This window comes from Microlunatus sp. Gsoil 973 (assembly GCF_009707365.1).
Classification (GTDB): domain Bacteria; phylum Actinomycetota; class Actinomycetes; order Propionibacteriales; family Propionibacteriaceae; genus Microlunatus.
In genome coordinates this window covers 2924773-2948941 of sequence record NZ_CP046122.1, presented here as the reverse complement: position 1 = coordinate 2948941, position 24169 = coordinate 2924773, and the positions used below count along the sequence as shown (strand labels likewise).

Below are 24169 nucleotides of genomic sequence, written 5' to 3'. Positions count from 1 at the left end.
GCCGCTTTCTCAGCGCAGGTTCTGCAGCGGGTAGCCGTTCTCCTTGCAGCCCTTGATGATCAAGCTCTTGGTCTGCCGGGACAGCGCGTTGGGGTGGTCGGAGGTGAGCAGAGTGATCGCGGCGTTGAGCCACTTCTTGGTCTCCTTCGACGGATGAGACCGGTCGCGGACTTCCCTCAGCGTGGTCACCGCCACCTCGTTGGCAACCGCTCCCGAGGCGACGGTTGCGTCGATCGCCGGGCAGCCGATCTTGTACGCGTCCTCCGTGGTCAGGTTGGTCTGCGAGCAACCCGCCAGCGCGACGACCGCCGCGGCGACGGCGGACATGGATACGATCTTGCTCCCGGACACGCCCGCCAGTGTAGGTGGGCGAGTGGCCGGCTGCGGCGGCTCAGAGCTCCAGACCGGGGTAGAGCGGGTGATTGTCCAGAAGTTCTTCGGCTGCTTTGTGAGTGGCCTCAGCAACACCGTCGGTCATCGTGTACTTCGCCTTGCCCGGAGCGCCCGATCGGGTGGTTGTCGGCTCCGTGGCCGACAACACCCCGACGATCAACTCGGCAACGCGGTCGAAGTCGTCCGTTCCGAGACCGCGCGAGGTGAGGGCCGGAGTACCGAGCCGGACACCCGTTGTGTACCAGGCACCGTTCGGGTCGTTGGGGATCGCGTTGCGGTTGGTCACGATGCCCGAGTCCAGCAGGGCGGACTCCGCCTGCCGTCCGGTCAAGCCGTAGCTGGACACGTCGAGCAGCACGATGTGGTTGTCCGTTCCGCCGGTGACCAGTTTTGCGTCCCGCTTCAGGAAACCGTCGGCCAGCGCCTTCGCGTTGTCGGCGATCTTCTGCGCGTAGGTCTGGAACTCCTGGGTCCGGGCCTCGGCCAGGGCGACCGCCTTCGCGGCCATGATGTGCGAGAGCGGTCCACCGAGCACCATCGGGCAGCCGCGGTCGACATCCGCGGCGAACTCCTGCTTGGCCAGCACCATGCCGCCGCGTGGACCGCGCAGCGACTTGTGCGTCGTGGTGGTGACGAGATCGGCGTGCGGCACCGGGTCCTCGTCGCCGGTGAACACCTTGCCGGCGACGAGACCGGCGAAGTGTGCCATGTCGACCATCAGCACCGCGCCGTTGTCGTGGGCGATCTCGGCCATCTTGGCGAAGTTGATCCGCCGCGGGTAGGCCGAATAGCCGGCGATCAGCACCAGTGGCTTGAAGTCGCGGACCATTCGGGCGACCTCGTCGTAGTCCAGCAGTTGCGTCTCCGGATCGGTTCCGTAGGAGCGCTGGTGGAACATCTTCCCGGAGATGTTCGGCCGGAACCCGTGCGTCAGGTGGCCGCCGGCGTCCAGCGACATGCCGACCGCTCGCTGTTCCCCGAACTTCCTGCGCAGCGCCTCCCAGTCGTCCTCGGAAAAGTCGTAGACGCTCCGGACACCGTGATCGGCCAGGGCCGGCGTCTCGACCCGGTTGGCCAGGATCGACCAGAAGGCGACCAGGTTCGCGTCGATGCCCGAGTGCGGCTGGACGTAGGCGTACTCGGCACCGAAGAGCTCGCGGGCATGCTCGGCGGCCACCGACTCCACTGTGTCGACGTTCTGGCAGCCCGCATAGAACCGATGTCCGATCGTTCCTTCGGCGTACTTGTCGCTGAGCCAGTTGCCCATCGTCAGCAGTACGGCGGGGGAGGCGTAGTTCTCCGACGCGATCAGCTTCAGTGAATCCCGCTGGTCGGCGAGCTCGGCACGGATGGCGCCGGCGATCCTCGGCTCGATCGACTCGATCACCGAGAGGGCGGCCCGATAGGACTCCGATGCTTTGGCGGCTGCTGCGGTGGTGTCGAGTGTTTCGGACACAGCTGGCTCCCTGGTTCGATGGCTGGGACGGGGCGGGACCAAATCTAGTGCCGCCGTCCTCCGGCCGCCCACTCGCGGTGCACTGGGGTAGGGTCGCCGCCATGCGCTTGGATCGGTCAGCCGGACGATTCAGGGTCCGGTGCCGCCGATGAACAATGGCCCCGGTCTTGGCCCGGCCATCCTGGTGGCGGCGCTGATCACGGTCGCCCTGGCCGGGCTGGCCGGCGTTTCCCGGATGTTGGCCGGCGGAACCATCGGTCCGAACCCGTTGGTCGGGATCCGGCTGCCTGCTCTGTTGGCTTCGGAGCGGGCCTGGCAGGGCGGGCATCGGGCCGCCGTCCGACCGCTGACGATCACTGCTCTGGTGGCCTTCCTTGCCCTTGTCGGATCGGTCGTCGCCGCCGGCACTGTGCTGTGGTACCTGATCTTCCTGTGCACCGCCCTGGCATTCGTGATCATCGGCGTGGTCGTCGCCGCCGTCGTCGCGGTGCGGGCGGCCAGACGCGTTTAGGTCGGCGGGGCAGCGGTCCGGCACACTCTCTCCATGCAGCCTGGGGTACGCCGTGATCTTGTGGCCGTCTTCGTCTGTTTCGGTCTGTGCGGGGTCACGGTCGGCAGCTGGGTCTCCCGCATCCCGGCGGCACGTGACCAGTTGGACGCGGGGCTGACGGCGGTCGGCCTGGTGCTGCTGTGCATGGGGCTGGGTTCTCTGGTCACGCTGCCGTTCGGCGGCCGGTTGATCCATCTGTTCTCGGCCCGTGCGGTCTGCATGGCCGGCGGGACAGGGCTGGCGGCCGCGCTTGCGGTCCTGCCGCTGGTGCATTCGCTGTGGCTCTTCGGTCTCATGTTGTTGCTCGCCGGGGCGGCGCTCGGCCTGTGGGAGCTGGCGCTGAACGTACACGGCGCGGAGACCGAGAAGGCCGCCGGACGCGCGGTGATGCCCGCCTTCCACGGGTTGTGGAGCGGAGGGGTCATGCTCGGCTCCGGTGTTGGCGCGATCCTGGCATCCACCGGGCAGGGCATGGGTACCCATTTCTGGATCGTGCTGCCGATCGCCGCCGCGGCGAACATCGTCTTCGCCCTGCGGTGGAACGATCACCGGGCACCCGTCGCCCAGGACGGAAAGCGATCCCGGCCGACCATGAAGGCGATCACTCCGGCCATCATGCTGCTCGCGCTGATCATCCTGTTCTCCAACACCGGCGAGGGCACGGCCTCGGACTGGCTGGCGCTCTACGTCCATGATCAACGCGGTCTGCCCCAGGGCCTGGCGGCAGCCGCGTACACGACCTATTCGGTGACCAGTACGTTCGGCCGGCTGACCGGCGGCTTCGTCGTCGATCGTTTCGGCCGCCTGGCCGTCCTGCGCATGTCGGGTTTGTTGACCTGCCTGGCGATCGCCGTCGTGCTCTTCGTGCCGGGTCCTGTGGCGCCCTACATCGGTGCCGCAATTTGGGGTCTGGGGCTGGCTGTGGTGTTCCCGACCGTGATCACGATCGCCGGGAACCGTGGCGGTGACAACGCGGCCGGCGCGATCGCGGTGGTGTCAACGCTCGGCTACGCCTCGTTCCTGATCGCGCCACCGCTGATCGGCCTGATCGCCGATCACGTCTCGCTGACCTTCGCACTCGGTTGTGTGATGGTGCTGGTGCTGGGCATCGCCGTGCTCGCCGGGCCCGCCTTGTCCGCGCGGTCCACGACCCACAACCATTGACAGGTAAGTGATCGCTTGCCTATTCTGGAGCCGAGATGGCCGATGCACCCCGATCCGATGTGTTCCAGGCGCTGTCCGCTCCGGCTCGCCGGCTGATCGTCGACGAGCTGAGTGAACGGGACGGGCAGACGCTGTTCGAGCTGTGTTCCCGACTGACGATGCGTCATCAGCTGAATCTGAGTCGACAGGCCGTGTCGCAGCATCTGGACGTGCTCGAACAGGCTGGTCTGGTGCACGCCCGCCGGGACGGTCGGTACAAGTTCCACGACCTCGATCTCGCTCCGCTGCGCGACGCGGTTGCGGGATGGCTCGGGCAGCAGACGTCTCTCGATACTGACTAGACAGCAATGACCGGACAGGCAACGACCAGATAGGCGACGACATGTTGATCAACCTCACCTCGGTGCTGGTCGACGACCAGGACAAGGCGCTGGCCTTCTACACCGAGAAGCTCGGATTCGTGACGAAGCAGGACATCCCGCTCGGCGAGTATCGCTGGCTCACCGTGGTGTCGCCGGACCGGCCGGACGGAACCGAACTCCTGCTGGAGCCCGATCAGCACCCGGCAGCGGGTGTCTTCAAGAAGGCGCTGGTGGACGACGGGATCCCGTACACCCAGTTCCAGGTCTTCGACATCCAGCAGGAGTACGAGCGGCTGGTCGCGCTCGGCGTGACGTTCACCCAACCGCCGACCGAGATGGGACCGGTCACCACCGCCGTGCTCGACGACACCTGCGGCAATCTGATCCAGCTCGCGACCCGACCGTGATCACCGGGAACGCGCCCGGGACACCTCGTACAAGGCAATACTGGTCGCCACTCCGGCGTTGAGCGATTCCACCGACGACGCGATCGGGATCGCAGCGACGGTGTCACAAGCGTCCCGAACCAGCCGGGACAGACCCTCGCCTTCACTGCCGACGACGAGCACCAGCGGATCGCCGGCCTGGGGCAGGTCGGCGATGTCGGTGTCACCGTCGCCGTCCAGGCCGACCACGAACACGCCGGCCTTGGCATAGCTCTGCAGTGTCCGGGTGAGGTTCGTCGCCCGCGCGACCGGGATGCGCGCGGCAGCCCCGGCCGAGGTCTTCCAGGCCGCCGCGGTCATCCCCGCCGAGCGGCGTTCCGGGATCAGCACCCCGTCGGCACCGAACGCCGCCGCAGACCGGATCACCGCGCCGAGGTTGCGCGGGTCGGTGACATGATCAAGAGCGACGAACAACGGCTGCGGACCGGCTTCGGCGAGCAGATCATCGGGATGCTTGTATTCGTAGGCAGGCAGCTGAATGGCGACACCCTGGTGCACGGCGCCGGCGGTCATCCGATCAAGATCGGCGCGATTGGTCTGCAACATCGTCATGCCGCGGTCGGCGATGATCTTGAAGATGTCCCGCAGCCGGTCGTCCCGTTCGGCGCCCTCGGCGACATAGGCGGCCTGCACCGGGAGCTCGGCCTGCAGTGCCTCCAGCACCGGATTGCGTCCGAAGATCCACTCCGGGCCGACCCCCTTGGCGGGAGTGGTCCGCCGAGGACGAGCGGCACTCTGCCGGTCGCGCGTCTGTTTCGCCCTGTACGCCTTGTGGTACGGGCGATCCTCCGCCTTGGGCGTTGGACCCTTGCCCTCAAGGCCCCGCCGGACCCGACCGCCCGAGCCGGCGGTGTTGCCCTTGCCCTTGCGTCGTACGGCGCCCTTGCGCTGACTGTTTCCGGGCAAGATCAACAACCTTCCTGACGGGTGCTCATCGCGGCAGTCGCCACTTCGGGCCCTGCGGGGTGTCGGAGATCTCCACCCCGAGCTTGATCAAGGTATCCCGTATCCCGTCGGCAGCGGCGTAATCCTTGCGGGCCCGGGCATCCTCGCGCTGTTTGAGCAGTTCGCTGATGAGTCCGTCGACGGCCGCGACCAGTGCTGTGTCATCGCCGCCCTGGCGCTGCCAGATCGGGTCGTCGGCCGACAGTCCGAGAACGCCGAGCATGCCGCTTACCTCGGCCAGTCGGTCGGCGACAGCCTCTCGATCACCGGCCTCGATCGCGGAATTCCCTTCTCTCACGGCGGTGTAGAGCACTGCGAGGGCTCCCGGCGTACCAAGATCATCGTTCATCGCGGCGATGAACCCGACCGGAAGCTCCGGTTCGACCGGGCCGACCAGATCCTTCGACCGCTCGACGAAGTTGTCGATCCGTTCCAGGGAGGCCGTTGCCTCCGCCAACGAGGTGTCGGAGTACTCGATCGCGGAGCGGTAGTGCGGAGCGAGCAGATAGAACCGGACCGCACGCGGTGGGTACTCCTCGGTGACCTGGCTGACCAGGGCGCCGTTGCCGAGCGACTTGCTCATCTTCTCCCCGGCCGCGGTGACCCAGGCGTTGTGCATCCAATAGCGGGCGAACGGCCGTCCGGCGGCGGTGGACTGGGCGAGTTCGTTCTCGTGGTGGGGGAAACGCAGATCGATCCCGCCACCATGGATGTCGAACTCGTCGCCCAGGTACTTGCCGGCCATCGCCGAGCACTCCAGGTGCCATCCGGGGCGGCCGCGGCCCCACGGGGTCTCCCACGACGCAGTCTCCGGTTCGCCGGGCTTGTGGCCCTTCCATAGCGCGAAATCCCGAGGATCCTTCTTGCCGCGCGGCTCGGAATCCTCCGCAGGCTCCATGTCGTCGATCTTCTGCCGGGACAGTCGACCGTAGTCCGGCCAGGAGCGCACGTCGAAGTAGACATCGCCCGAGCCGTCGGCGGCCGGGTAGGCGTGACCGCGGTCGATCAGGATCTTGATCAACTCGATCATCTCCGGGATGTGTCCGGTGGCCCGCGGTTCGTAGTCGGGCGGGATGCAGCCCAGCGCGGCGTACGCATCGTGCAACTCGCGCTCGAACCGGTAGGCCAGCGCCCACCACGGCACGCCCTGTTCCCTGGACTTGGCGAGGATCTTGTCCTCGATGTCGGTCACGTTGGCGATCACCGTGACCCGGTAGCCGAGATGAGTCAGCCAGCGGCGCAGCACATCGAAGACGACCTCCTTGCGGATGTGCCCGACATGCGGCGCGGACTGGACCGTCAGGCCACAGTGGTAGATCGACACCTGACCCGGGACCACGGTGTCGAGGTCCCGCACGGATTGCGTGGCGGAGTCATAGAGTCGAAAAGGCACAGCTGAAGCTTAGTTGCGGACCAGTCGACACGCACTTTCGTTGACGCCTGCTGTCAGTTGCGCCCGTTCACTGGGCGCTGTCACCCTCGGAATCGACCAGCCGGTTGAGTGCGGTGATCGCGGTGCGCAACGCCTTGCGTTCGCTGGGGGACAGGGTGGCCAGCCGCGGCGCCAGGAACGAACCCAGCTCGTGCCGGATGGCCGACAGTTGCGCCCGGCCCTTGGAGGTCACCGAGATGAGTGACACCCGGGCATCGCGCGGATCGGAGTGTCGCTCGACGTAGCCCAACTCCTCCAACCGCTTGATGTGATTGGTGATGGTCGGCTGCGAGCTGCGTTCCTGCACGGCAAGATCGCTGATCTTCAGCTGCCCGGCGTCCCGCAACCTGGAAAGGATCCGGGTCGCAGCGACACTCAGACTGGTGCGCTCCGCCGGTGTCCAGCGGACGACCCGGGCTGAGGTGGCTATCAGGTCTTCACCGAGGCGGTGGAGATCGTCGGTCATTTCCGAATCGTAACCGCAATCGGCGTGCCCGGAGGGCCATCGCGGCCCAAAGGACGTGTGTAACCTCAGCCGTGAGGCATCTTCAGCACGGAATTCCCGCAGGAGCGCGTTATGCCTGTCGATCGGATGTTGCCGACCCCTGAGGCGGCGGAACTCGTCGGCCTGATCGCCGAGATCGCCCGCGAGCAGCTGGCTCCGCGGGCGAGCGAGGCGGAGGCTGCAGCGCGATTCCCGCGCGAGGAGTTCCGGGTGCTCGGCCGCGCCGGCCTGTTCGGGATGCCGTACCCGGAACGCTGGGGCGGCCTCGATCAGCCGTACGAGGTCTATCTGCAGGCGCTGGAAGAGGTCGCGATCGCCTGGATGGGTGTCGGTGTCGGGGTCTCGGTGCATGTGATGACCTGCCTGGCGCTGGTGCGCCACGGGACCGATGATCAACGTGGCCGGTTCCTGCCCGACATGTTGGGCGGCGAACTGCTGGGGGCGTACGCCTTGAGCGAGCCGCAGGCAGGTTCGGATGTGGCAGCCATGACCACACGCGCCAAGCGCAGCGACTCCGGCTACGAACTGCACGGTCAGAAGGCTTGGATCAGTCATGCCGGTCAGGCGGACTACTACCTCACCTTCGCCCGGACCAGCGGTGATCGCAATCACGGGGTGAGCTGTTTCCTGGTTCCGGCCGGCATCCCGGGTCTGGCGATCGGCGAGCCCGAGCGCAAGATGGGTCTGACGGCATCGTCGACCGCCTCGGTCTACTTCGACGGCGCGCCGCTCCCGGATGACCGGATGATCGGCGTCGAGGGTGAGGGACTGAAGATCGCTCTCGGCGCCCTGGATTCCGGACGCCTCGGCATCGCGGCCGGGGCGACGGGGCTTGCGCAGGCGGCGCTGGACGTGGCCTCGTCGTACGCCAACCAGCGGGTGCAGTTCGGCCGGACGATCGCCGAATTCGAGGGCCTGCAATTCCTGCTGGCCGACATGGCCGCTGCGGTCGACAACGCCCGCGCGGCGTATCTGATGGCCGCCCGGAAGCGTGACGCGGGCAAACCGTTCAGCCGGGACGCGGCCGTGGCCAAACTGACCGCCACCGACGCGGCCATGAAGGTCTCCACCGACGCGGTACAGGTGCTCGGTGGCTACGGCTACACCCGGGAATTCCCGGTCGAACGCTATATGCGCGAGGCCAAGGCCACCCAGATCTTCGAGGGCACCAACCAGATCCAGCGTCTGGTGATCGCCCGGGAGTTGCTCAAGCACGCGTGATCGGTCAAGCTCGGGTGGTCTGCGGTCGCAACGGCGCGGCCGCAGGCCAACCCCCTACCTGCGGGTGGACCCGGTCCGGGCTAGGCGTTCCGGTTCTTCTCGTCCCGCCAGGCCAGCCACTCCTTGAGCGGGCCGAGGTCGTAGCCGGTCGCACCATCGCATTCCACGGTCAACAGCCGGGTCCCGACCTCGTAGAGCGCATCGCCGCCGTCATCAGGTGATCTTGGTGCACCACCGGCCCGTTCGATCTCAGCCGGATCGCGACCGACGGTGGCGCACCAGTCGTCCAGCACGCCGTTCTTGTGGGCCAAGGTCTCCGCCGAGCCGAAGCCGTGCCAGATGTCGGCATGCTCCGCGACGATCTTGAGTGTCTTGCGTTCGCCGCCGCCACCGATCAGCACCGGAATGCTCCGGGTCGGCTGCGGGTTGAGCTTGGCCCAACGCGCCTTGATCCGGGGCAACGCCTCGGCCAGTGCGGCGATCCGGGATCCCGCGGTGCCGAATTCGTAGCCGTACTCGGCGTAGTCGCGTTCGAACCAACCGGCACCGATGGCGAGGATCAACCGGCCGGAGCTGATGTGATCAACCGTTCTGGCCATGTCGGCGAGCAGGTCGGGGTTGCGGTAGGTGTTGCAGGTGACCAGCGCACCGATCTCGGCCCGGCTGGTCTGCTCTCCCCACGCGCCCAGCATCGTCCAGCATTCGAAGTGCTTGCCGTCGGGTTCGCCGGAGAGCGGGAAGAAGTGATCCCAGTTGAAGATCACGTCGACACCGAGTTCCTCAACAGCATCGACGGTCCGACGGATGTCGGCATAGTCGGCGTGCTGCGGTTGGATCTGGACACCGATCCGCATCGGGCGACCGGCGGCGTGCGGCTGTTGGGTCATGGTTTCTCCATTCCTGGCAGGGACGGTCGGTGCATCGGGCAACACGGACGAGGGGAGTGTGGCCCCTCGGCGCTAACGGACGAGGTCGGAGTAGTCGGGGTGGCGGGCGATCCAGCCCTTGATGAAGGGGCAAATAGGGCGTACGGCGATGCCGTCGGCCCTGGCCTGGTCGAGGACCGCGCGGGCCAATGTGCTGCCGATGCCCTGCCCTTCGGCCGCCGGATCGACCTCGGTGTGGGTGAACGTGATCTTGCTGTCGGCACGGATGTATTCGACGTGACCGTAGACCGTTCCGTCCGCGTCGGTTGCCTCGTAGCGGTGCTTCTCCGGTACGTCGTTGACCGTGATCGTCATCACCGGTGATCCTCTCCATCGGTTCGGCGGGACGGTTTGCTTCGGCGGCGGGGTTTCAAGATCGTGATCGGCATCGGTGGCGCGGGTATCCAATCCGAACCGTGACCCGGGACCACGCCGAAGCGTACGGAATGATCTTCCCACTCCTGCCTGGCCCCGAGGATGTCCTGGTGGCTGCGGCCGATGAAGTTCCACCACATGATCAACTCCGACTCGAACGGCTCGCCGCCGAGCATGATCAGCCGGGAGTCGGTCGCGGTGCTCAGTTCGACGCCGTCGTGGCCGAGACCGAGGTAGAGCAAGGAGCCGTTGGGAAGCGTACGCCCATCGACCCGGACGGCTCCGTCCAGCACCATCAGGCCGTACTCGAAGGTGCGCCGAAGATCGACAATGCTGGTGCCGGGGCGCAGGGAGAGCTGGGCACCGACCAGCGGTGTGAAGGTGGTCGCCGGGGAGCGTACGCCTCCGAACTCACCGGCCAGCACGGTCGCCGTCAGGTTGCCCGACTCGACGATCGGCAGCGTGCTGTGCTGCTCGAACGATGGCACGACGGTCAGGGCGTCATCGGGCAGCGCGACCCACAACTGCAGGCCGCGGAGTGGGTCCGGGCCGCGCAGGCTGATCTCGGAGTGGGACACGCCCTGTCCGGCCGTCATCAGGTTGAGCTCACCCGGCCGCACGGTCACGTCCGAGCCGACCGAGTCGCGGTGGTGGATCGAGCCGGACAACGGCCAGGTGACGGTCTGGAGTGCGGTGTGCGGGTGGGGGAGGACGACCATCGAGTCGGCGGGTGCCGGACCGAAATGATCCAGAAAACACCAGGCGCCGATGGTCGGCACGTGGCGCGACGGCAGGGTCCGGTTCACGGTGATGCCACGGACCCCGCCGAGCGGCACGTTGCGAGCCTCGATGAGCAGGGTGCCGTCGGTGGGCGCCGAGGTGCAGTCGGTCTCCTCGGGGGCGATCTCGAGATTGCTCATCCGTCCTCCGCTCCTGCTAGGGCTGCTTCTGGCGCTCGGCACTCCGGCGCCGTAGTGCCTCGATGTCGAGGCGGTTCGGATCGAAGGCCGGTTCGGGCCCGCCGGTGCCGGTCTCCGGACTGAGGTCCCCGTCCTCCCAGGGGTCGTACGGCTTGTCGCCGTCGCCGTCCGCGTAGCCCTGGGACGGATCGTACGGGTTCTCCAACCGGCTGAGTTCGTCGCCGTCGGGCACCTCGATCTGCTCGTCCGGCAGATTCCGCAGCACGGTGCGTACGTAGCTCCGAGCGGCCTCCGGCATCGGAATCTCGTGGCCCGCCTTCTCCGACTCGAACCAGCGGTGATCCAGCACCTCGTGATAGATCTGCGCCGGTTCGAGCTTGCCGCGCAGGTCGGTGGGGATCGCCTCGAGCACAGGTTCGAACCGCTGTTGCAGCCACTGGTGGGCAACGATCGCCTCGTCGCCGTTCTGCTGGTCGGTCTGGGCACGGAAGTAGTCCAGGTCGTTGAGCAACCGACGGGCCTGGTTCTCCTCGACGTCGAGCCCGGTCAACCGGAGCAGCCGGCGGGAATGGTGGCCCGCGTCGACCACCTTGGGCTGGATCCGCACCGTTGACCCGGCGAAGTCGGTGGTGATGTCAAGTTCGGCGACATCGAAACCGAGCGCGTTGAGCCGCCGGACGCGGCCCTCGATGCGGTGCATCTCGCTGCCGTCGAACTCCTCGACATCGGTCAGCTCGGCCCACAGCTCCCGGTACCGGCTCTCGATGGTCTCCACCAGGGTCTGCGGATCCAGTGACTCGTCCAGCAGGCCACCCGCCTGGACGTCCAGGAACTCGCCGAAGAGGTTGGTCCGGGCGATGGACAAGTCGTGTTCGCGCTGGCCGTCGGTGAGGCTTTCGTGCAGTTCACCGGTCTCGGCGTCGACCAGATAGGCGGCGAACGAACCGGCATCGCGCCGGAACAGGGTGTTTGACAGCGACACGTCGCCCCACAGGAAGCCGACGAGATGCAGCCGGGCGAGTAGCACCACCATGGCGTCGACGAGCCGGTTGACCGTGTCCTGGCGGACACCGCGATTGAACAGCGAGCGGTAGGGCAGCGAGAACTGCAGGTGCTTGGTGATCAGGATCGGGTCGAGCTGGTCGCCGTCGGCGTCGATCCGCTCGGTGACCACGCCCACCGGCTCGACCGAGGGAGTGTCCAGGCGGTTGAGGTCGCGCAGCAGTTCGTACTCGTGCCGGGCGAGGTGTTCGACGACTTCCTTGAAGGCGTAGATCTCCTTGCCGACCCGGACGAAGCGGACGACGTGGCGGGAGATGCCACGCGGCAACGCGACGAGATTGTCCGTCGGCCAGTCCTCCAACGGCGTCCCCCAGGGCAGCGTGATCAGCTGAGGATCAGGCCGGGCGGACAGGAAACGAGGCACGGAAGTCCTTCGAACTCACTGCGAACTCAGGTTGAGCTCACCAGGATAGGCGGCGACGAGCCCCCGGACGCACAGTGCGCCGGGGGCTCGTGGCCGTGAGACAGTCCTGCTCAGGCGGATGCCGTCACTCCTCAGTCGGAGATGCGATCACCGCTGCTGGTGGAGAACACGTGCAGGTGCTTCGGATCGGCAGTCAGCCGCACCGTGTTGCCACGGCCAGGTGCCTGACGAGCCGAGACCCGGGCCACGTACTGCTGACCGGTGAGCACCTCGTCCTGATGTCCGCTCAGCGTGCCGTACAGGTAGCTGTCGGCGCCGAGCTCCTCGACCATCACGACATCCAGCGGGATGCCCTGTTCGGCGATCGCGAAGTTCTCCGGCCGGACGCCGATGGTCAGGGTCTTCTCCCCATTGGTCCTGGCCAGCACCTCGCGAGCGACCGGGACGGTGTAGTCACCGACCTTGACACCGCCGTCGGTGACCTCGCCCTCGATCAGGTTCATGGCCGGCGAACCGATGAAGCCGGCCACGAACAGGTTCTTGGGCTTGTCGTAGAGGCTCAGCGGGCTGTCCACCTGCTGCAGCACGCCGTCGCTCATCACGGCCACCCGGTCGCCCATCGTCATGGCCTCGATCTGGTCGTGGGTCACGTAGACGGTGGTGACACCCAGCCGGGCCTGCAGGGCACCGATCTGGGTACGCGTGGAGACGCGGAGCTTGGCGTCAAGGTTGGACAGCGGCTCGTCCATCAGGAAGACCTGCGGGTTACGCACGATGGCACGACCCATCGCGACGCGCTGGCGCTGGCCGCCGGACAGAGCCTTCGGCTTGCGGTTGAGGAACTCCTCCAGTCCGAGCAGCTTGGCGGCGTCCAGGACCCGCTGCTGGCGCTCGGACTTCGGCACATTGGCCATCTTCAGCGCGAAGCCCATGTTGTCGGCCACCGTCATGTGCGGGTACAGCGCGTAGTTCTGGAAAACCATCGCAATGTCCCGGTCCTTCGGCGGCAGATCGGTGACATCGCGATCACCGATGGTGATGCTGCCCGAATTCACCTCTTCGAGGCCCGCGAGCATGCGGAGCGAGGTGGACTTGCCACAGCCGGACGGTCCGACCAGAACCATGAATTCGCCGTCACCGATCTCCAGATCAAGTTTGTCGACGGCGGGTCGATCCGACCCAGGATAGATACGAGTTGCCTCGTTGAATGACACGGCAGCCATGCCGCACTTCCTTCCACGGGCAGGTACGTGCCCGACGATCCGTAGTGGATAGAAACTGGCCCAAGAATGACATGCGGTCGGCCCGCAGACAAGGGCGGGGTGGAAAGCGATATCCGTGGGCTCGTCCGAGCGGCCTGCGAGTGGGGACTCTGAGCAGGGTTGCCCAGGTCAGCGCGCCGACGAGATGTGATCGGCGAGATCAACACTCGACGATGTTGACCGCGAGCCCGCCGCGTGCCGTCTCCTTGTACTTGATCTTCATGTCCCGACCGGTCTCCATCATCGTCTTGATCACCTTGTCCAGGCTGACCGTATGCCGGCCGTCCCCGCGCAGGGCAAGACGTGCTGCGGTGATCGCCTTCACCGAGGCGACGGCATTCCTTTCGATACAAGGAATCTGGACCAGGCCGCCGACAGGGTCGCAGGTCAGCCCGAGGTGGTGCTCCATGCCGATCTCCGCTGCGTTCTCCACTTGATCAACACTGCCTCCGAGCAGTTCGGCCAGAGCGCCGGCGGCCATCGAACAGGCAGTGCCGACCTCGCCCTGGCAACCGACCTGAGCTCCGGAGATCGACCCGGTCTGCTGGTAGATGGCACCGATCGCACCGGCGGTGAGCAGGAAGCGAATGATCTTGTCGTCCTGGTTGGCCGGATCGACACCGGGCCCGAAGCGTACGGCGTAGTGCAGCACCGCCGGGATGATGCCTGCCGCGCCGTTGGTCGGTGCGGTGACCACCCGTCCACCGGCGGCGTTCTCCTCGTTGACGGCCAGCGCCCACAGCGTCACCCAGTCTATCGCAGCCAGCGGGTCGACGGCGGCGTCCGAAGCCGGTGAGGCGGCCAATTGGTCGTGCAGTTCGGCGGCCCTGCGTCGTACCTTCAGCCCGCCCGGCAGTACGCCCGAGGTCTGGCAGCCGTGATCGACACAATCGGCCATCGTCCGCCAGATCCGAAGCAGTCCGGCGCGGACCTCCGCCTCCGAACGCCGTGCGCACTCGTTGGCCAGTGCGACATCGGAAATCGCACGTTGATTCTGGTGGCAGATCGCCAGCAACTGCTCCGCCGTTTCGAACCGATAGGGGACGGCGGTCGGGTCGGGGCGGACCTTCGGACGTCCCGACCCGTCGTCGTCGAGTACGAAACCGCCACCGATCGAGTAGTAGGTCCGTTCGGCGATCACCTGCGATCCGTCCACATCCCAGGCGGTGAAGGTCATTCCGTTCGGATGGAACGGCAGTGACCTGCGCCGGTGCAGGACAAGATCGTGATCGGGATCGAAACCGACCTCGTGGACACCGGCGAGCCGGATCCGACCGGTGCTGCGGATCTTCGCTGCGCGGTCGGGAGCGGTGTCGGTGTCGACCGTTTCCGGGTCCTCGCCCTCCAGCCCCCACAGCACGGCGTTCTCGCTGCCATGTCCGTGGCCGGTCGCGCCCAGCGACCCGAACAACTCCGCCCTGACCCGGCCGACCTGCCGAAGTCGCTGATGGTGATCAAGATCACCGACGAACCGTGCGGCGGCGCGCATCGGCCCGACAGTGTGTGAGCTCGACGGGCCGATACCGATGCTCAACAGGTCGAAGACGCTGATACTCACTCCGGATCGAGACTCCGATCGGCAATTGCCGGTTGCGGGTGCCGCCGCGGCTCCAGTCCGGACATCTTCATAGTTCCAGTATGTGCACACGCCCCCAACGCCGCCGTCGACCGCGGCACGCACGCATGCTCAGCGGTGTCGACCCGGCGTGGAACGCGTGTCGCTACCGATCGCCGGGCAGATGACCACCAAGACTGGGGCTGACGCGTCCTCCTCAATCGTCGTGGGTACGTGTGCTGCGGTGCCGGGTATGAGCCGGCACCGCTTCTTCGGCCACCACGCTCTCCTGCCATCACCGCCCGATGCCGACGTCAGTCGGCACCGATCCGATCCGTCGGCCGGATGGTTCGCCGATGGAATACGGTCGACATCGTGAAAGCGCTGGTGAAGACGGCGGCCGCTCCTGGGCTGGAGTTGACGGAGGTGCCGGAACCGCAGGTAGGGCCGACCGATGTGTTGATCGAGGTCAAACAGACCGGGATCTGCGGCACGGACCTGCACATCGACAGCTGGGACGACTGGGCGGCGACCCACGTGACTGCTCCGCTGATCGTCGGGCACGAGTTCTCCGGCGTTGTCGTCGAGACCGGTCCTGCCGTCAACGACGTCTCCGTCGGCGACGTGGTCAGCGGTGAGGGGCACCTGGTGTGCGGCCGCTGCCGGAACTGCCGCGCAGGACGCCGGCACTTGTGCATCAACACCCGCGGCATCGGCGTCCAGCTGGACGGCGCATTCGCCGAGTACATCGCGATGCCGTCGTCGAACGTCTGGGTGCACACCAACCCGATCGGTTTCGACGTCGCCGCGATCTTCGACCCGTTCGGGAACGCCGTGCACACCGCGCTGACCTTCCCGATGCTCGGCGAGGACGTGCTGGTCACCGGTGCCGGACCGATCGGCATCATCGCGGCGATGATCTCCCGCCACGCCGGTGCCCGGAACGTGGTGATCAGCGATCTGAGCCCGTCCCGGCTGGAATTGGCCTCCCGGCTCGGAGTGAGCCTTGCTCTGGATGCCCGGGAGCACCAGCCGCGGGAGGCCTACGGCCGGCTCGGCATGTTGGAAGGTTTCGACGTCGGCCTGGAGATGTCGGGGAGTCCGGTCGCTCTCCGGGACATGATCTCCTCGATGACCCACGGCGGTCGGATCGCTGTCCTGGGACTCCCGTCGGGCGAGGTCAACATCGACATCGCCACGGTCGTGCTGAACATGCTGACGATCAAGGGCATCTACGGCCGGGAGATGTTCGAGACCTGGTACGCGATGTCGGTACTCCTGCAAAGCGGTCTGGACATCTCCGGGGTGATCACCGACCGGTTCGATCACACGGAATACGAGAAGGCCTTCGAGACGGCGCGTTCCGGGCACGGTGGCAAAGTGATCATGAGTTGGGAGAAGTGATGTACGGGTCGATGAAGGATCAGCTCTCCGCAGAAGTGCAGCAGTTGCGGACCGAGGGGCTGTACAAGGCCGAATCGGTGATCGACACACCGCAGTCGGCCTCGATCGGAGTCGGCGGCCAGACCGTCCTCAACCTCTGCGCGAACAACTATCTCGGCCTTGCCGATCATCCGGCGATGATCAAGGCGGCCCACGAAGGTCTGGACCGTTGGGGATTCGGCATGGCATCGGTCCGGTTCATCTGTGGCACCACAACCCTGCACAAGCAGCTCGAGGCGAAGATCTCCGGCTTCCTCAAGACCGACGATGCGATCCTGTACAGCTCCTGTTTCGACGCCAACGGTGGCCTGTTCGAGACGTTGTTGACCGACCAGGACGCAATCATCTCCGACGAACTCAACCACGCAAGCATCATCGACGGCGTGCGACTGTCCAAGGCCCGCAGGCTGCGGTATCGCAATCGCGACATGGCCGATCTTGAAACGCAGCTCCAGTCGGCGGGCGACGCGCGATATCGGTTGATCGCAACCGACGGGGTGTTCTCGATGGACGGCTACGTCGCCCCGCTGGACAAGATCGTCGAACTCGCCGAGGAATACGACGCCCTGGTGATGGTGGACGACTCACACGCCGTCGGCTTCGTGGGTCCGAACGGTGCCGGCACACCGGAACTGTTCGGTGTCCAGGACAAGATCGACATCGTCACCGGCACCCTCGGTAAGGCGCTCGGCGGTGCGAGCGGTGGCTACACGGCGGCCCGAGCCGAGATCGTTGAGATCCTCCGTCAGCGGTCCCGTCCGTATTTGTTCTCCAATTCGCTCGCTCCGTCGATCGCCGCAGCAGCTGTGGCGGCTCTTGACCTTCTCGAGTCATCGGGCGACCTGTTGTCGCAACTACGGGACAACACGACGTACTTCCGAACGGAGATGACCCGCCGCGGTTTCGAGATTCCCGAGTCCGATCACGCGATCGTCCCAGTGATGATCGGCGATGCGGTCAAGGCCGGCCAGATGGCCGACAAGCTGCTCGCCGACGGGATCTACGTCCGGGCGTTCTCCTATCCGGTGGTGCCGCGCGGCAAGGCGCGGATCCGCACCCAGATGTCGGCCGCGCATACCCGCGATGATCTTGACCGGGCGATTGCGGCGTTCGAGCGGGCGCGGGAAGCGATCCAGTAGCGAGGACCGGGCGGCGGCAGCTCAGCACAACTGTCGTTGTGGTGGGCGGTCAGCTGTCGACCGGTCCGGTCAGACGTTGATCAATCTGATGGCGGCGACGGGGTGTCGGATCGATAATCCGATCCGCCTGTTCGTCTCTGCGGAATCGTTCCTGATCGCCCTACTCGGCATCCCGGCCGGTGAACCGAGAGCTCGGGCGTTGGTGTGCCCGTTCCACCCCTACCGGTTCGTCCAATACGGGTGGCCTGCCGAATACCGGCGAGGACGGGTCTGGTGGCGACCACCCGAGCAGATCGACCCCGACAGGAACCCATCCTCAACGCCATCCACCGCAACACGCCCTACGCACCTGACACGCCCCTGATCACCCGGGAAAGCTGCGCAGTTGATCACGCCGGACTGGCTGCGAGGCGATCACAGATCCAGCCGGTAGCGGTGACCGAGTTCGGTTTCTCCGATCGGTACGAAGCCTGCGCTGGTGAACAGCCGACGCGCGGCATCGTTGTAGCCGTACACCTCGTTGACCAGGATCTCCGTACGCCCGGCTTCCCTCGCGTAGGTGATCAAGGTTCGGAGAACGTTGCGTCCGATCCCGCGGCCGCGGGCGGGCGGACACAGCAGGATCGGAATGCCGCTTGGTTGCAGGGTGACGTCGCCGATCGGCGTCCAGCCCGTCGGCGTCAGCTCCTCGATCAGGAAGAGCTCGCCGGTGTCACGCAAATGACGAAACATCCGCAGCAACCGATCCGCATCGTACCGGTCCGCGTTCGGCCCATCGACCATGCGGACGGTGTCGCGATCGCGATACCAGGTCAGCAACGCACCCAGCAGGTCCTGCCCTGCCTCGTCGGGGTCGAAGCGGCGCAGCCGCACCGATTCGCCGACCGCGATCATGATCACACCGAGGTGAACGCGTCATAGGCGTGCTGGCCGAACAGCACGAACGTCACCTCGCGTACCGACGTGTCCGTCGACCGCACCGTGGTGACCGCGATCCGGGCGGCATCGTCCATGGGCCAGCCGTAGATTCCGGCCGAGATCGCCGGGAAGGCGACGCTTGCGGCCCCGAGTTCATCGGCGACCCGCAGCGACTCGCGAAAGGCCGAGGCCAGCAGGTCTGACCGGTCCTGCGACGCGGCGTACACCGGACCGACGGTGTGGATCACCCAGCGCGCGGGCAGACGACCAGCGGTCGTGGCCACCGCCTGACCGGTCGGCAGGCCGTCGGGGTATCGCGTCCGGCGGAGCTCCTTGCACTCGGCGAGGATCTCGGGGCCGCCGCGACGATGGATGGCGCCGTCGACGCCGCCACCACCCATCAAGGACGAGTTCGCCGCGTTGACGATCGCATCCACGTCGACCTCGGTGATGTCTCCCTGCAGGAATCGCAACTCGGTCACGGCGCAACGTTAGCCACAACCAACGCGTGGGTCCGGAAGGTCGTCGGTCAGTCCGGAGCGTAGGCCGCACTTTGTCGGCGCATGATCTCCCGCATCGACGTGCCACGCGGCACGCCGTACATCGTCATCGGAAAATCCAGCTCCTGCTGCACCGCCCAGATCTCCTCATGTCGGTCCGGTGGGAACAACTGCGCCGGATCGCCCGCCGCAACCCAGCCGATCGGCAGCACGGTGTCGGCGGCGAGGACCGAGTTGACGTGCAGCACGCTGTTGATCCGAAGCTCCGACCGTTCACCGACGACCGCACCGGCGAAGACCGACACACCAGTGGCGAGAAAGACCTCGTCCTCGATCCGGGCGCCGTTCAGATGCGCGTGCGGTCCGATCAGTACCGCATCGCCGATCCGCAAGGGATGCTTCGGCCGCCCGCGCAGCACAGCGTTCTCCATCACCAGAACGTCCGCGCCGATGATCACCGGCCCGCGATCGCCGTTGACCACCGCGCCGTGCAGCACCCGAGCACCAGGTCCGAGTGTCACGTCACCGGTCACCACCGCGGTCGGTGCCACCCACGCCGTCGTGTCAATGGTTCCCATCGGTCGAGCGTATGCGGGCGGCGCCCGACCCCCGCGCTGGCGCGATCGGACGCGCGGTTCTATGTTGGGCCCAGAATTAAAGACCAGTCGTACGCCAAATTCTCGCCAACGCGGGTGGACGGCCGGTCGTCGAAGCGCACAGGTGGGAGCAGGGCTTGACCAACGCGTTGACCCATGAGGTCGTCATCACAGGTTTCGGTGCGGTCACCCCGGTCGGCAACGATCGGGAGAGCACCTGGCGGGCCCTGGTAGCCGGGACCTCCGGCGTGGCACAGATCACCCAATTCGACTCCAGCGATTTCGCGGTGCACATCGCGGCCGAGGTCAAGGGGTTCGACCCGGCGGGCGTCGTCACCGGCAAGCGGCTGCGACGCTCCACGCGGTTCACCCAGCTTGCCGTCACAGCCGCCCGGGAGGCTGCGCTGGACGCCGGCCTGATCGGTCCTGAGGCCGACGTACCGCGCGACGAGCGGGACCGGGTCGACCTGGCCGACGGCATCGACGCGCAGCGGGTCGGTGTGGTGATCAATGCCGCGGTAGCCGGCTTCGACACCATCGAACACGCGACTCGGCAGTTGCTGGGCGATCAACCCGGCCGGATCAGCCCGTACTTCGTGTCATCGTCACTGACCAACATGCCGGCCTGTGAGGTGGCCATCGATCTCGGGCTGCACGGGCCGGTGACGGCCAGCGCGCTGGCCTGTGCCAGCGGTGTATACGCCTTTCTCGAGGCCCGCCGGCTGATTCTCGCCGGCGAGGCCGATGTTGTGGTCTGCGGGGGCACCGACGCCGCCATCACCCCTGCCATGTTCGCCGGTCTGCAGGCGATGGGCGCGCTCAGCAAGTACGACGGTGATCCGGCCAAGGCATCCCGGCCGTTCGACGCCGACCGCGACGGGTTCGTCTTCGGTGAGGGCGCAGTGGTTGCCGTGCTCGAATCCGCCGAACACGCCGCACGGAGGGGTGTGAAGCCGTACGCCTCGGTGGCCGGTGGCGCGCTCACCGCCGATGCCTTTCACGTCAGTGCTCCCGAGCCGACCGGCACGTACGCCGCCAACTCGATCTCCGCCGCCCTGCGCAACGCCGGGGTGAAACCCGACGAGGTGGACTACGTCGCCGCCCACGGCACCTCGACCAAGGCCAACGACCGCACCGAAACCGCGGCGCTGCACCAGGCGTACGGGGAATCCGCCGGCAAACTCGCCATCAGCAGCCCCAAGTCGATGGTCGGGCATCTGATCGGCGCGGCGGGCGCGCTCGGCGCGATGGCCTCGGTGCTGGCCATTCGTGACCAGGTGGTGCCACCGACGATCAACCTCGACACGCCTGATCCCGACTGCGATCTGGACTATGTTCCCAACGTTGCGCGGCGCATGCCGGTCGGGATCACCGCTACGAACGCGTTCGGATTCGGTGGTCAGAACTGTGTCGCGGTGTTCAGCGCCGTACAGTGACCGGCATCGTTCGGTGAGCCGACGCCGATCGATGGAGTCGTGACCGATCGACGAGGATCGGGTGGAAGGGGATCGAGGGGACCATGCCATACCGCTACGACAACAGCGCCTATCGCGCCACGTTCGACGCCAACTTCACCTATCTGGCAGGTTTCTGGCGCAACGTCCGACGCTTCGGGGACCGGCCGGCGTTGATCGATCCGGGTTCGGCCGGCAGCTGGACCTACGCCGAACTCGGCGACGTCGTGGCCCGGCTCGCCCAAGGTCTGGCCGACCGCGGGGTCGGACCGGGTGACGTGGTCACCTACCAGCTCTTCAATTCGGCCGAATTCGCCCAGCTGTATCTGGCGATCGAGCACCTCGGTGCGATCGCGTGCCCGATCAACTTCCGGTTCTCCCCGGGTGAGACGGCCCACGTACTGGACGACAGCGTGCCCCGGGTCTTCATCTACGACGCCACGCTTGCCGAGTCGACCAGGACCGCGCTGGAGCTTGCCGATCATCGGCCCGGCGTCCTGGTCGCGGTCAGTGGCGAGCCTGGAATCGACGGTGCCGAACGCTACGAGGACCTGCCTGCCGAGCCTGGGCTCCCGACGCCGTACGACAAGGCGACCGCCTGGGACGAATCGCTGCGGCTCTACACGTCCGGGACCACGGGGATGCCCAAGGGCGTCTCGCTGCCGAACGCAGCCGAGGTGCTCAGCGCTCACGACGTGATCATGCACTTCCCACTGGCCCCGCAGGACAAGACCATGAACATGACGCCCTGGTTCCACCGCGGCGGCATCTCTTCCGGCGGCCCGCAGCCGGTGTTCTACGTCGGCGCCGCTTCGGTGATCTTGAAGCATTTCGACGCTGATCTTGTTCTCGATCTCGTTCAGCAGGAGGGTCTGACATTCCTGATCGGTGCGCCGACCAACCTCGCGCTGTTGGCCGCGGCCCAGGAGAAGAATCCGCGAAATCTGCAGACGTTGCACGGCATCGTCACGATGGGCGCGCCCCTGGAGCGGGCCGCCTGCCTGCGCTACCAGGAGGTGCTGACGCCCCGGATCTTCAACGGTTACGGCACGACGGAGGCGTTCTGGAACACCTTCCTCCGGCCTGCCGACCTTCCTGATCATGCCGGCAGCGCCGGACAGGCGTGTACCGACGACGATGTCCGGGTCGTCAACGTCTACGAAGATCGGCCGGCCGATCCCGATGATCTTGCCGTAAAGGACGGTGCGACGACCGGCGAGGTGATCATGCGGTCACTGAAGTCGGGTTATGCGTACGTGAACAAGGCCGACGAACAGCAGGCCAAGTTCCGCGACGGCTGGCTCTACTCCGGCGACCTGGGCACCTGGGACGAGGCGGAGTTCGTCACCATCGCCGGCCGCAAGGACGACATGATCATCTCCGGTGGGGAGAACGTCCATCCGGTGCAGGTCGAGGAGGTGCTCAACGAGCACCCCGGAGTCGTCGACTCGATAGTGGTCGGGCTTCCCGACGATCGCTGGGGCGAGGTTGTCGTCGCCTACGTCCAACCGTCGGACGCCGGTCTGACGGCCACCGAGCTGGACAAGCACTGCCTGGCGAGCCCGATGCTTGCCGACTTCAAGCGTCCCCGGCGGTACGGCTTCGTTGATGATCTTCCCCGTACGGCAACCGGGAAGAAGATGCACTACGTCCTGCGTGGCCGACTGAACGATCCGGCCGTGGTTGATCAACTTCACAAGCCCTGATCGGTGCCGGTCCGACCGGCGTTCGAGCTGACCTTCGGCTGCCGCGGTTTCACAGCCGATCGTGACACGATGTGCCTGATGTGCTGACCGTATGGTGTCGAACTGGACGCCGGGGTAACAGGTTGTGGTGATCGACCCGAAGGAGCCAACCCGTGCCGGAACCGCGGAATGCGGCCGATCTTGATCAGCCCAGCTCGGGCCCGCGGGCATCCAACCAGGAGCCGGCAACGGGGCAGAGGTTGTTGTTGGTCACCGGCCCGGGGCGCAGCGGGACCAGCGCGGTCAGCGGGGCACTGAACCAGCTGGGGGTTCACATACCACCTCCCCTCGTCGGACGGAACGAGAGCAACGAGCGCGGCTTCTACGAGACCCGCTGGGTCGTCGACTTCCAGAAGGAGGTGCTGGCCCGCGCTCACACGTACGAGTTCGACGCCGACCCCAACGCGGTCCGGCGGATCGCCCGGGTAGCAGACGAGCAGACGCGTTCCCGGTTGACGGACTGGCTCGGCGGCGCGGTCGACGGACATCGGCAGGTGGTGATCAAGGACCCGCGATCGATCTGGTTGACCGACCTGTGGACCGAAGCCGCCAGGGCGCACGATCTGGCGATCAGCTATCTGACGATGTTGCGGTATCCGACCGAGGTGGCCGGCAGCCGCTCGACCTACTACGGCAACATCGACGACGAACGCAAGGCCCGGGACTACGCGATCTCCAAGGTGGCCGGCTGGATCAACGTCAGCCTGCTCACCGAGCGCCGGACCCGCGGCCGGCGACGGGTCTACCTGCGTTACACCGACCTGCTCGCCGACTGGCGTACCGCGCTTGGCCGGGTCCGCGACGGACTCGGCTTGGAATTCTCCGCGCCCCTGGCGCCTGGGGAACCCAGCCCGGTCGACGACTTCATCAGCCCCGAGCTGCACCGGATCAGGACCGGCTGGAACGAACTCGACGTCCCGCCGGCGCTGCAGCAGCTCGCCGACGACGTCTGGGCAGCCTGCGAGCGTCTCGCCGACGAGGGTGGCGATGCTGATCTTGGTACCGAGTTCGACGCGCTGGCCGACCGGTACGGCCGGCTGTACCGGGACGCTGCCGCCATCAGCAGCGACACCAGGGCGTCGGCGGTGGACCGGGCCCGCAGTCAGGCATCGGCCAAGATCGAGCGGCTCAATCACAAACTCACCAAGACCAAGAGGGCCTTGGCCACTGCCGAAGAGGAGCTGGCGGCGCTGGAACCGAACCACCGGTCCGGCGCGGCCCAGGCGCTGCGGCGTACCTCGCGCGGGACCGCCCGCAGGCTGCGCAGGCTCGGTCGTCGCGTTGCCCGAGGCGTACGGTCCCGCCTGGACCGCTAGTTCTCATCTCGCCGTAGCGGCCCTGCCGCGCCGGCCCAACAATTCCGAAGGTCAAACTTTGATGGTGTGCACCCGAATCGCCGAGATTCGACGCCTCACGCACAAAGTTTGAGGTTGCGG

The 24169-nt window shown here is 66.6% G+C and carries 24 protein-coding genes; 10 read left to right on the top strand and 14 right to left on the bottom strand.

The genetic code is table 11. The features are described 5' to 3' along the window. Positions 1–9: 9 nt before the first annotated feature. Positions 10–327, bottom strand: a complete 318-nt coding sequence (locus GJV80_RS13880; RefSeq protein WP_154688404.1) for a hypothetical protein — start codon at positions 325–327, stop codon at positions 10–12. Between the two features lie 64 nt (positions 328–391). Further along, on the bottom strand, positions 392–1849 hold the full coding sequence (locus GJV80_RS13875) for a glycine hydroxymethyltransferase (RefSeq protein ID WP_154688403.1): 1458 nt from the start codon (positions 1847–1849) through the stop codon (positions 392–394). Positions 1850–1997: 148 nt separating this feature from the next. Between GJV80_RS13875 and GJV80_RS13870 the strand changes: the two genes are divergently transcribed. From GJV80_RS13870 to GJV80_RS13855, 4 genes are read left to right on the top strand one after another with little or no spacing between them, the layout of a single operon-like run. After that, positions 1998–2360, top strand: a complete 363-nt coding sequence (locus tag GJV80_RS13870; RefSeq protein WP_154688402.1) for an SdpI family protein — start codon at positions 1998–2000, stop codon at positions 2358–2360. A gap of 33 nt (positions 2361–2393) precedes the next feature. Continuing rightward, a complete protein-coding gene (locus tag GJV80_RS13865; RefSeq protein WP_154688401.1) occupies positions 2394–3563 on the top strand; it encodes an MFS transporter in 1170 nt (389 codons plus the stop codon). A 35-nt stretch (positions 3564–3598) separates the two neighbouring features. Then, positions 3599–3904 (top strand): helix-turn-helix transcriptional regulator, encoded by a 306-nt coding sequence (locus tag GJV80_RS13860; RefSeq protein ID WP_154688400.1) that lies wholly within the window; start codon positions 3599–3601, stop codon positions 3902–3904. A gap of 41 nt (positions 3905–3945) precedes the next feature. Further along, the gene (locus GJV80_RS13855) at positions 3946–4332 is read left to right on the top strand and encodes a VOC family protein (protein ID WP_154688399.1); all 387 of its coding nucleotides are present in this window, start codon (positions 3946–3948) and stop codon (positions 4330–4332) included. Here GJV80_RS13855 and rlmB read toward each other — a convergent pair whose 3' ends face one another. From rlmB to GJV80_RS13840, 3 genes are all read right to left on the bottom strand, one after another. Continuing rightward, the gene (gene rlmB / locus GJV80_RS13850) at positions 4333–5277 is read right to left on the bottom strand and encodes a 23S rRNA (guanosine(2251)-2'-O)-methyltransferase RlmB (protein WP_154688398.1); all 945 of its coding nucleotides are present in this window, start codon (positions 5275–5277) and stop codon (positions 4333–4335) included. Positions 5278–5302: 25 nt separating this feature from the next. Then, a complete protein-coding gene (gene cysS, locus GJV80_RS13845) occupies positions 5303–6709 on the bottom strand; it encodes a cysteine--tRNA ligase (protein WP_154688397.1) in 1407 nt (468 codons plus the stop codon). A 67-nt stretch (positions 6710–6776) separates the two neighbouring features. After that, positions 6777–7214: a MarR family winged helix-turn-helix transcriptional regulator gene (locus tag GJV80_RS13840; RefSeq protein ID WP_154688396.1), complete on the bottom strand. Its 438-nt coding sequence runs from the start codon at positions 7212–7214 to the stop codon at positions 6777–6779. A 111-nt stretch (positions 7215–7325) separates the two neighbouring features. Between GJV80_RS13840 and GJV80_RS13835 the strand changes: the two genes are divergently transcribed. Continuing rightward, on the top strand, positions 7326–8474 hold the full coding sequence (locus GJV80_RS13835) for an acyl-CoA dehydrogenase family protein (RefSeq protein WP_154688395.1): 1149 nt from the start codon (positions 7326–7328) through the stop codon (positions 8472–8474). An 80-nt stretch (positions 8475–8554) separates the two neighbouring features. On the opposite strand, the gene GJV80_RS13830 is transcribed toward GJV80_RS13835, so the two are convergent. The 6 genes from GJV80_RS13830 to GJV80_RS13805 all read right to left on the bottom strand — a co-directional run bounded on the left by GJV80_RS13830 (position 8555) and on the right by GJV80_RS13805 (position 14941). Further along, positions 8555–9361 (bottom strand): LLM class F420-dependent oxidoreductase, encoded by an 807-nt coding sequence (locus tag GJV80_RS13830; protein WP_154688394.1) that lies wholly within the window; start codon positions 9359–9361, stop codon positions 8555–8557. 72 nt (positions 9362–9433) lie between these two features. Further along, complete coding sequence (locus GJV80_RS13825) at positions 9434–9715, bottom strand: GNAT family N-acetyltransferase (protein WP_154688393.1); 282 nt, start codon at positions 9713–9715, stop codon at positions 9434–9436. Next, positions 9715–10695, bottom strand: coding sequence for a pirin family protein (locus tag GJV80_RS13820; RefSeq protein ID WP_154688392.1), 981 nt, complete (start codon positions 10693–10695; stop codon positions 9715–9717). The genes GJV80_RS13825 and GJV80_RS13820 overlap by 1 nt, the downstream gene beginning before the upstream one ends. A 16-nt stretch (positions 10696–10711) precedes the next feature. After that, positions 10712–12121, bottom strand: a complete 1410-nt coding sequence (locus GJV80_RS13815; RefSeq protein WP_154688391.1) for a DUF4032 domain-containing protein — start codon at positions 12119–12121, stop codon at positions 10712–10714. Between the two features lie 131 nt (positions 12122–12252). Further along, positions 12253–13344, bottom strand: coding sequence for an ABC transporter ATP-binding protein (locus GJV80_RS13810; RefSeq protein ID WP_154688390.1), 1092 nt, complete (start codon positions 13342–13344; stop codon positions 12253–12255). Between the two features lie 199 nt (positions 13345–13543). Then, on the bottom strand, positions 13544–14941 hold the full coding sequence (locus GJV80_RS13805) for an L-serine ammonia-lyase (RefSeq protein WP_154688389.1): 1398 nt from the start codon (positions 14939–14941) through the stop codon (positions 13544–13546). 372 nt (positions 14942–15313) lie between these two features. On the opposite strand from GJV80_RS13805, the gene tdh reads away from it, so the two are divergent. Both tdh and GJV80_RS13795 read left to right on the top strand, forming a co-directional pair. After that, positions 15314–16342 (top strand): L-threonine 3-dehydrogenase, encoded by a 1029-nt coding sequence (gene tdh, locus GJV80_RS13800; RefSeq protein ID WP_154688388.1) that lies wholly within the window; start codon positions 15314–15316, stop codon positions 16340–16342. Between the two features lie 11 nt (positions 16343–16353). Continuing rightward, complete coding sequence (locus GJV80_RS13795) at positions 16354–17520, top strand: glycine C-acetyltransferase (RefSeq protein ID WP_195908923.1); 1167 nt, start codon at positions 16354–16356, stop codon at positions 17518–17520. A 414-nt stretch (positions 17521–17934) separates the two neighbouring features. Here the strand turns inward: GJV80_RS13795 and GJV80_RS13790 are convergent, their stop codons facing one another. From GJV80_RS13790 to GJV80_RS13780, 3 genes are read right to left on the bottom strand one after another with little or no spacing between them, the layout of a single operon-like run. Further along, positions 17935–18414 (bottom strand): GNAT family N-acetyltransferase, encoded by a 480-nt coding sequence (locus GJV80_RS13790; RefSeq protein WP_154688386.1) that lies wholly within the window; start codon positions 18412–18414, stop codon positions 17935–17937. A 2-nt stretch (positions 18415–18416) separates the two neighbouring features. After that, positions 18417–18920, bottom strand: coding sequence for an O-acetyl-ADP-ribose deacetylase (locus GJV80_RS13785; RefSeq protein WP_154688385.1), 504 nt, complete (start codon positions 18918–18920; stop codon positions 18417–18419). Between the two features lie 47 nt (positions 18921–18967). Beyond that, a complete protein-coding gene (locus GJV80_RS13780; RefSeq protein WP_154688384.1) occupies positions 18968–19516 on the bottom strand; it encodes a gamma carbonic anhydrase family protein in 549 nt (182 codons plus the stop codon). Between the two features lie 155 nt (positions 19517–19671). On the opposite strand from GJV80_RS13780, the gene GJV80_RS13775 reads away from it, so the two are divergent. The 3 genes from GJV80_RS13775 (at position 19672) to GJV80_RS13765 (ending at position 24049) form a co-directional block, all read left to right on the top strand. After that, on the top strand, positions 19672–20970 hold the full coding sequence (locus GJV80_RS13775) for a beta-ketoacyl synthase (protein WP_230207686.1): 1299 nt from the start codon (positions 19672–19674) through the stop codon (positions 20968–20970). Positions 20971–21053: 83 nt separating this feature from the next. After that, entirely contained in the window at positions 21054–22694 is a 1641-nt protein-coding gene (locus GJV80_RS13770; protein WP_154688383.1) for a class I adenylate-forming enzyme family protein, read from the top strand. 152 nt (positions 22695–22846) lie between these two features. Further along, entirely contained in the window at positions 22847–24049 is a 1203-nt protein-coding gene (locus tag GJV80_RS13765) for a sulfotransferase family protein (protein ID WP_154688382.1), read from the top strand. The last annotated feature ends 120 nt before the right edge of the window (positions 24050–24169 follow it).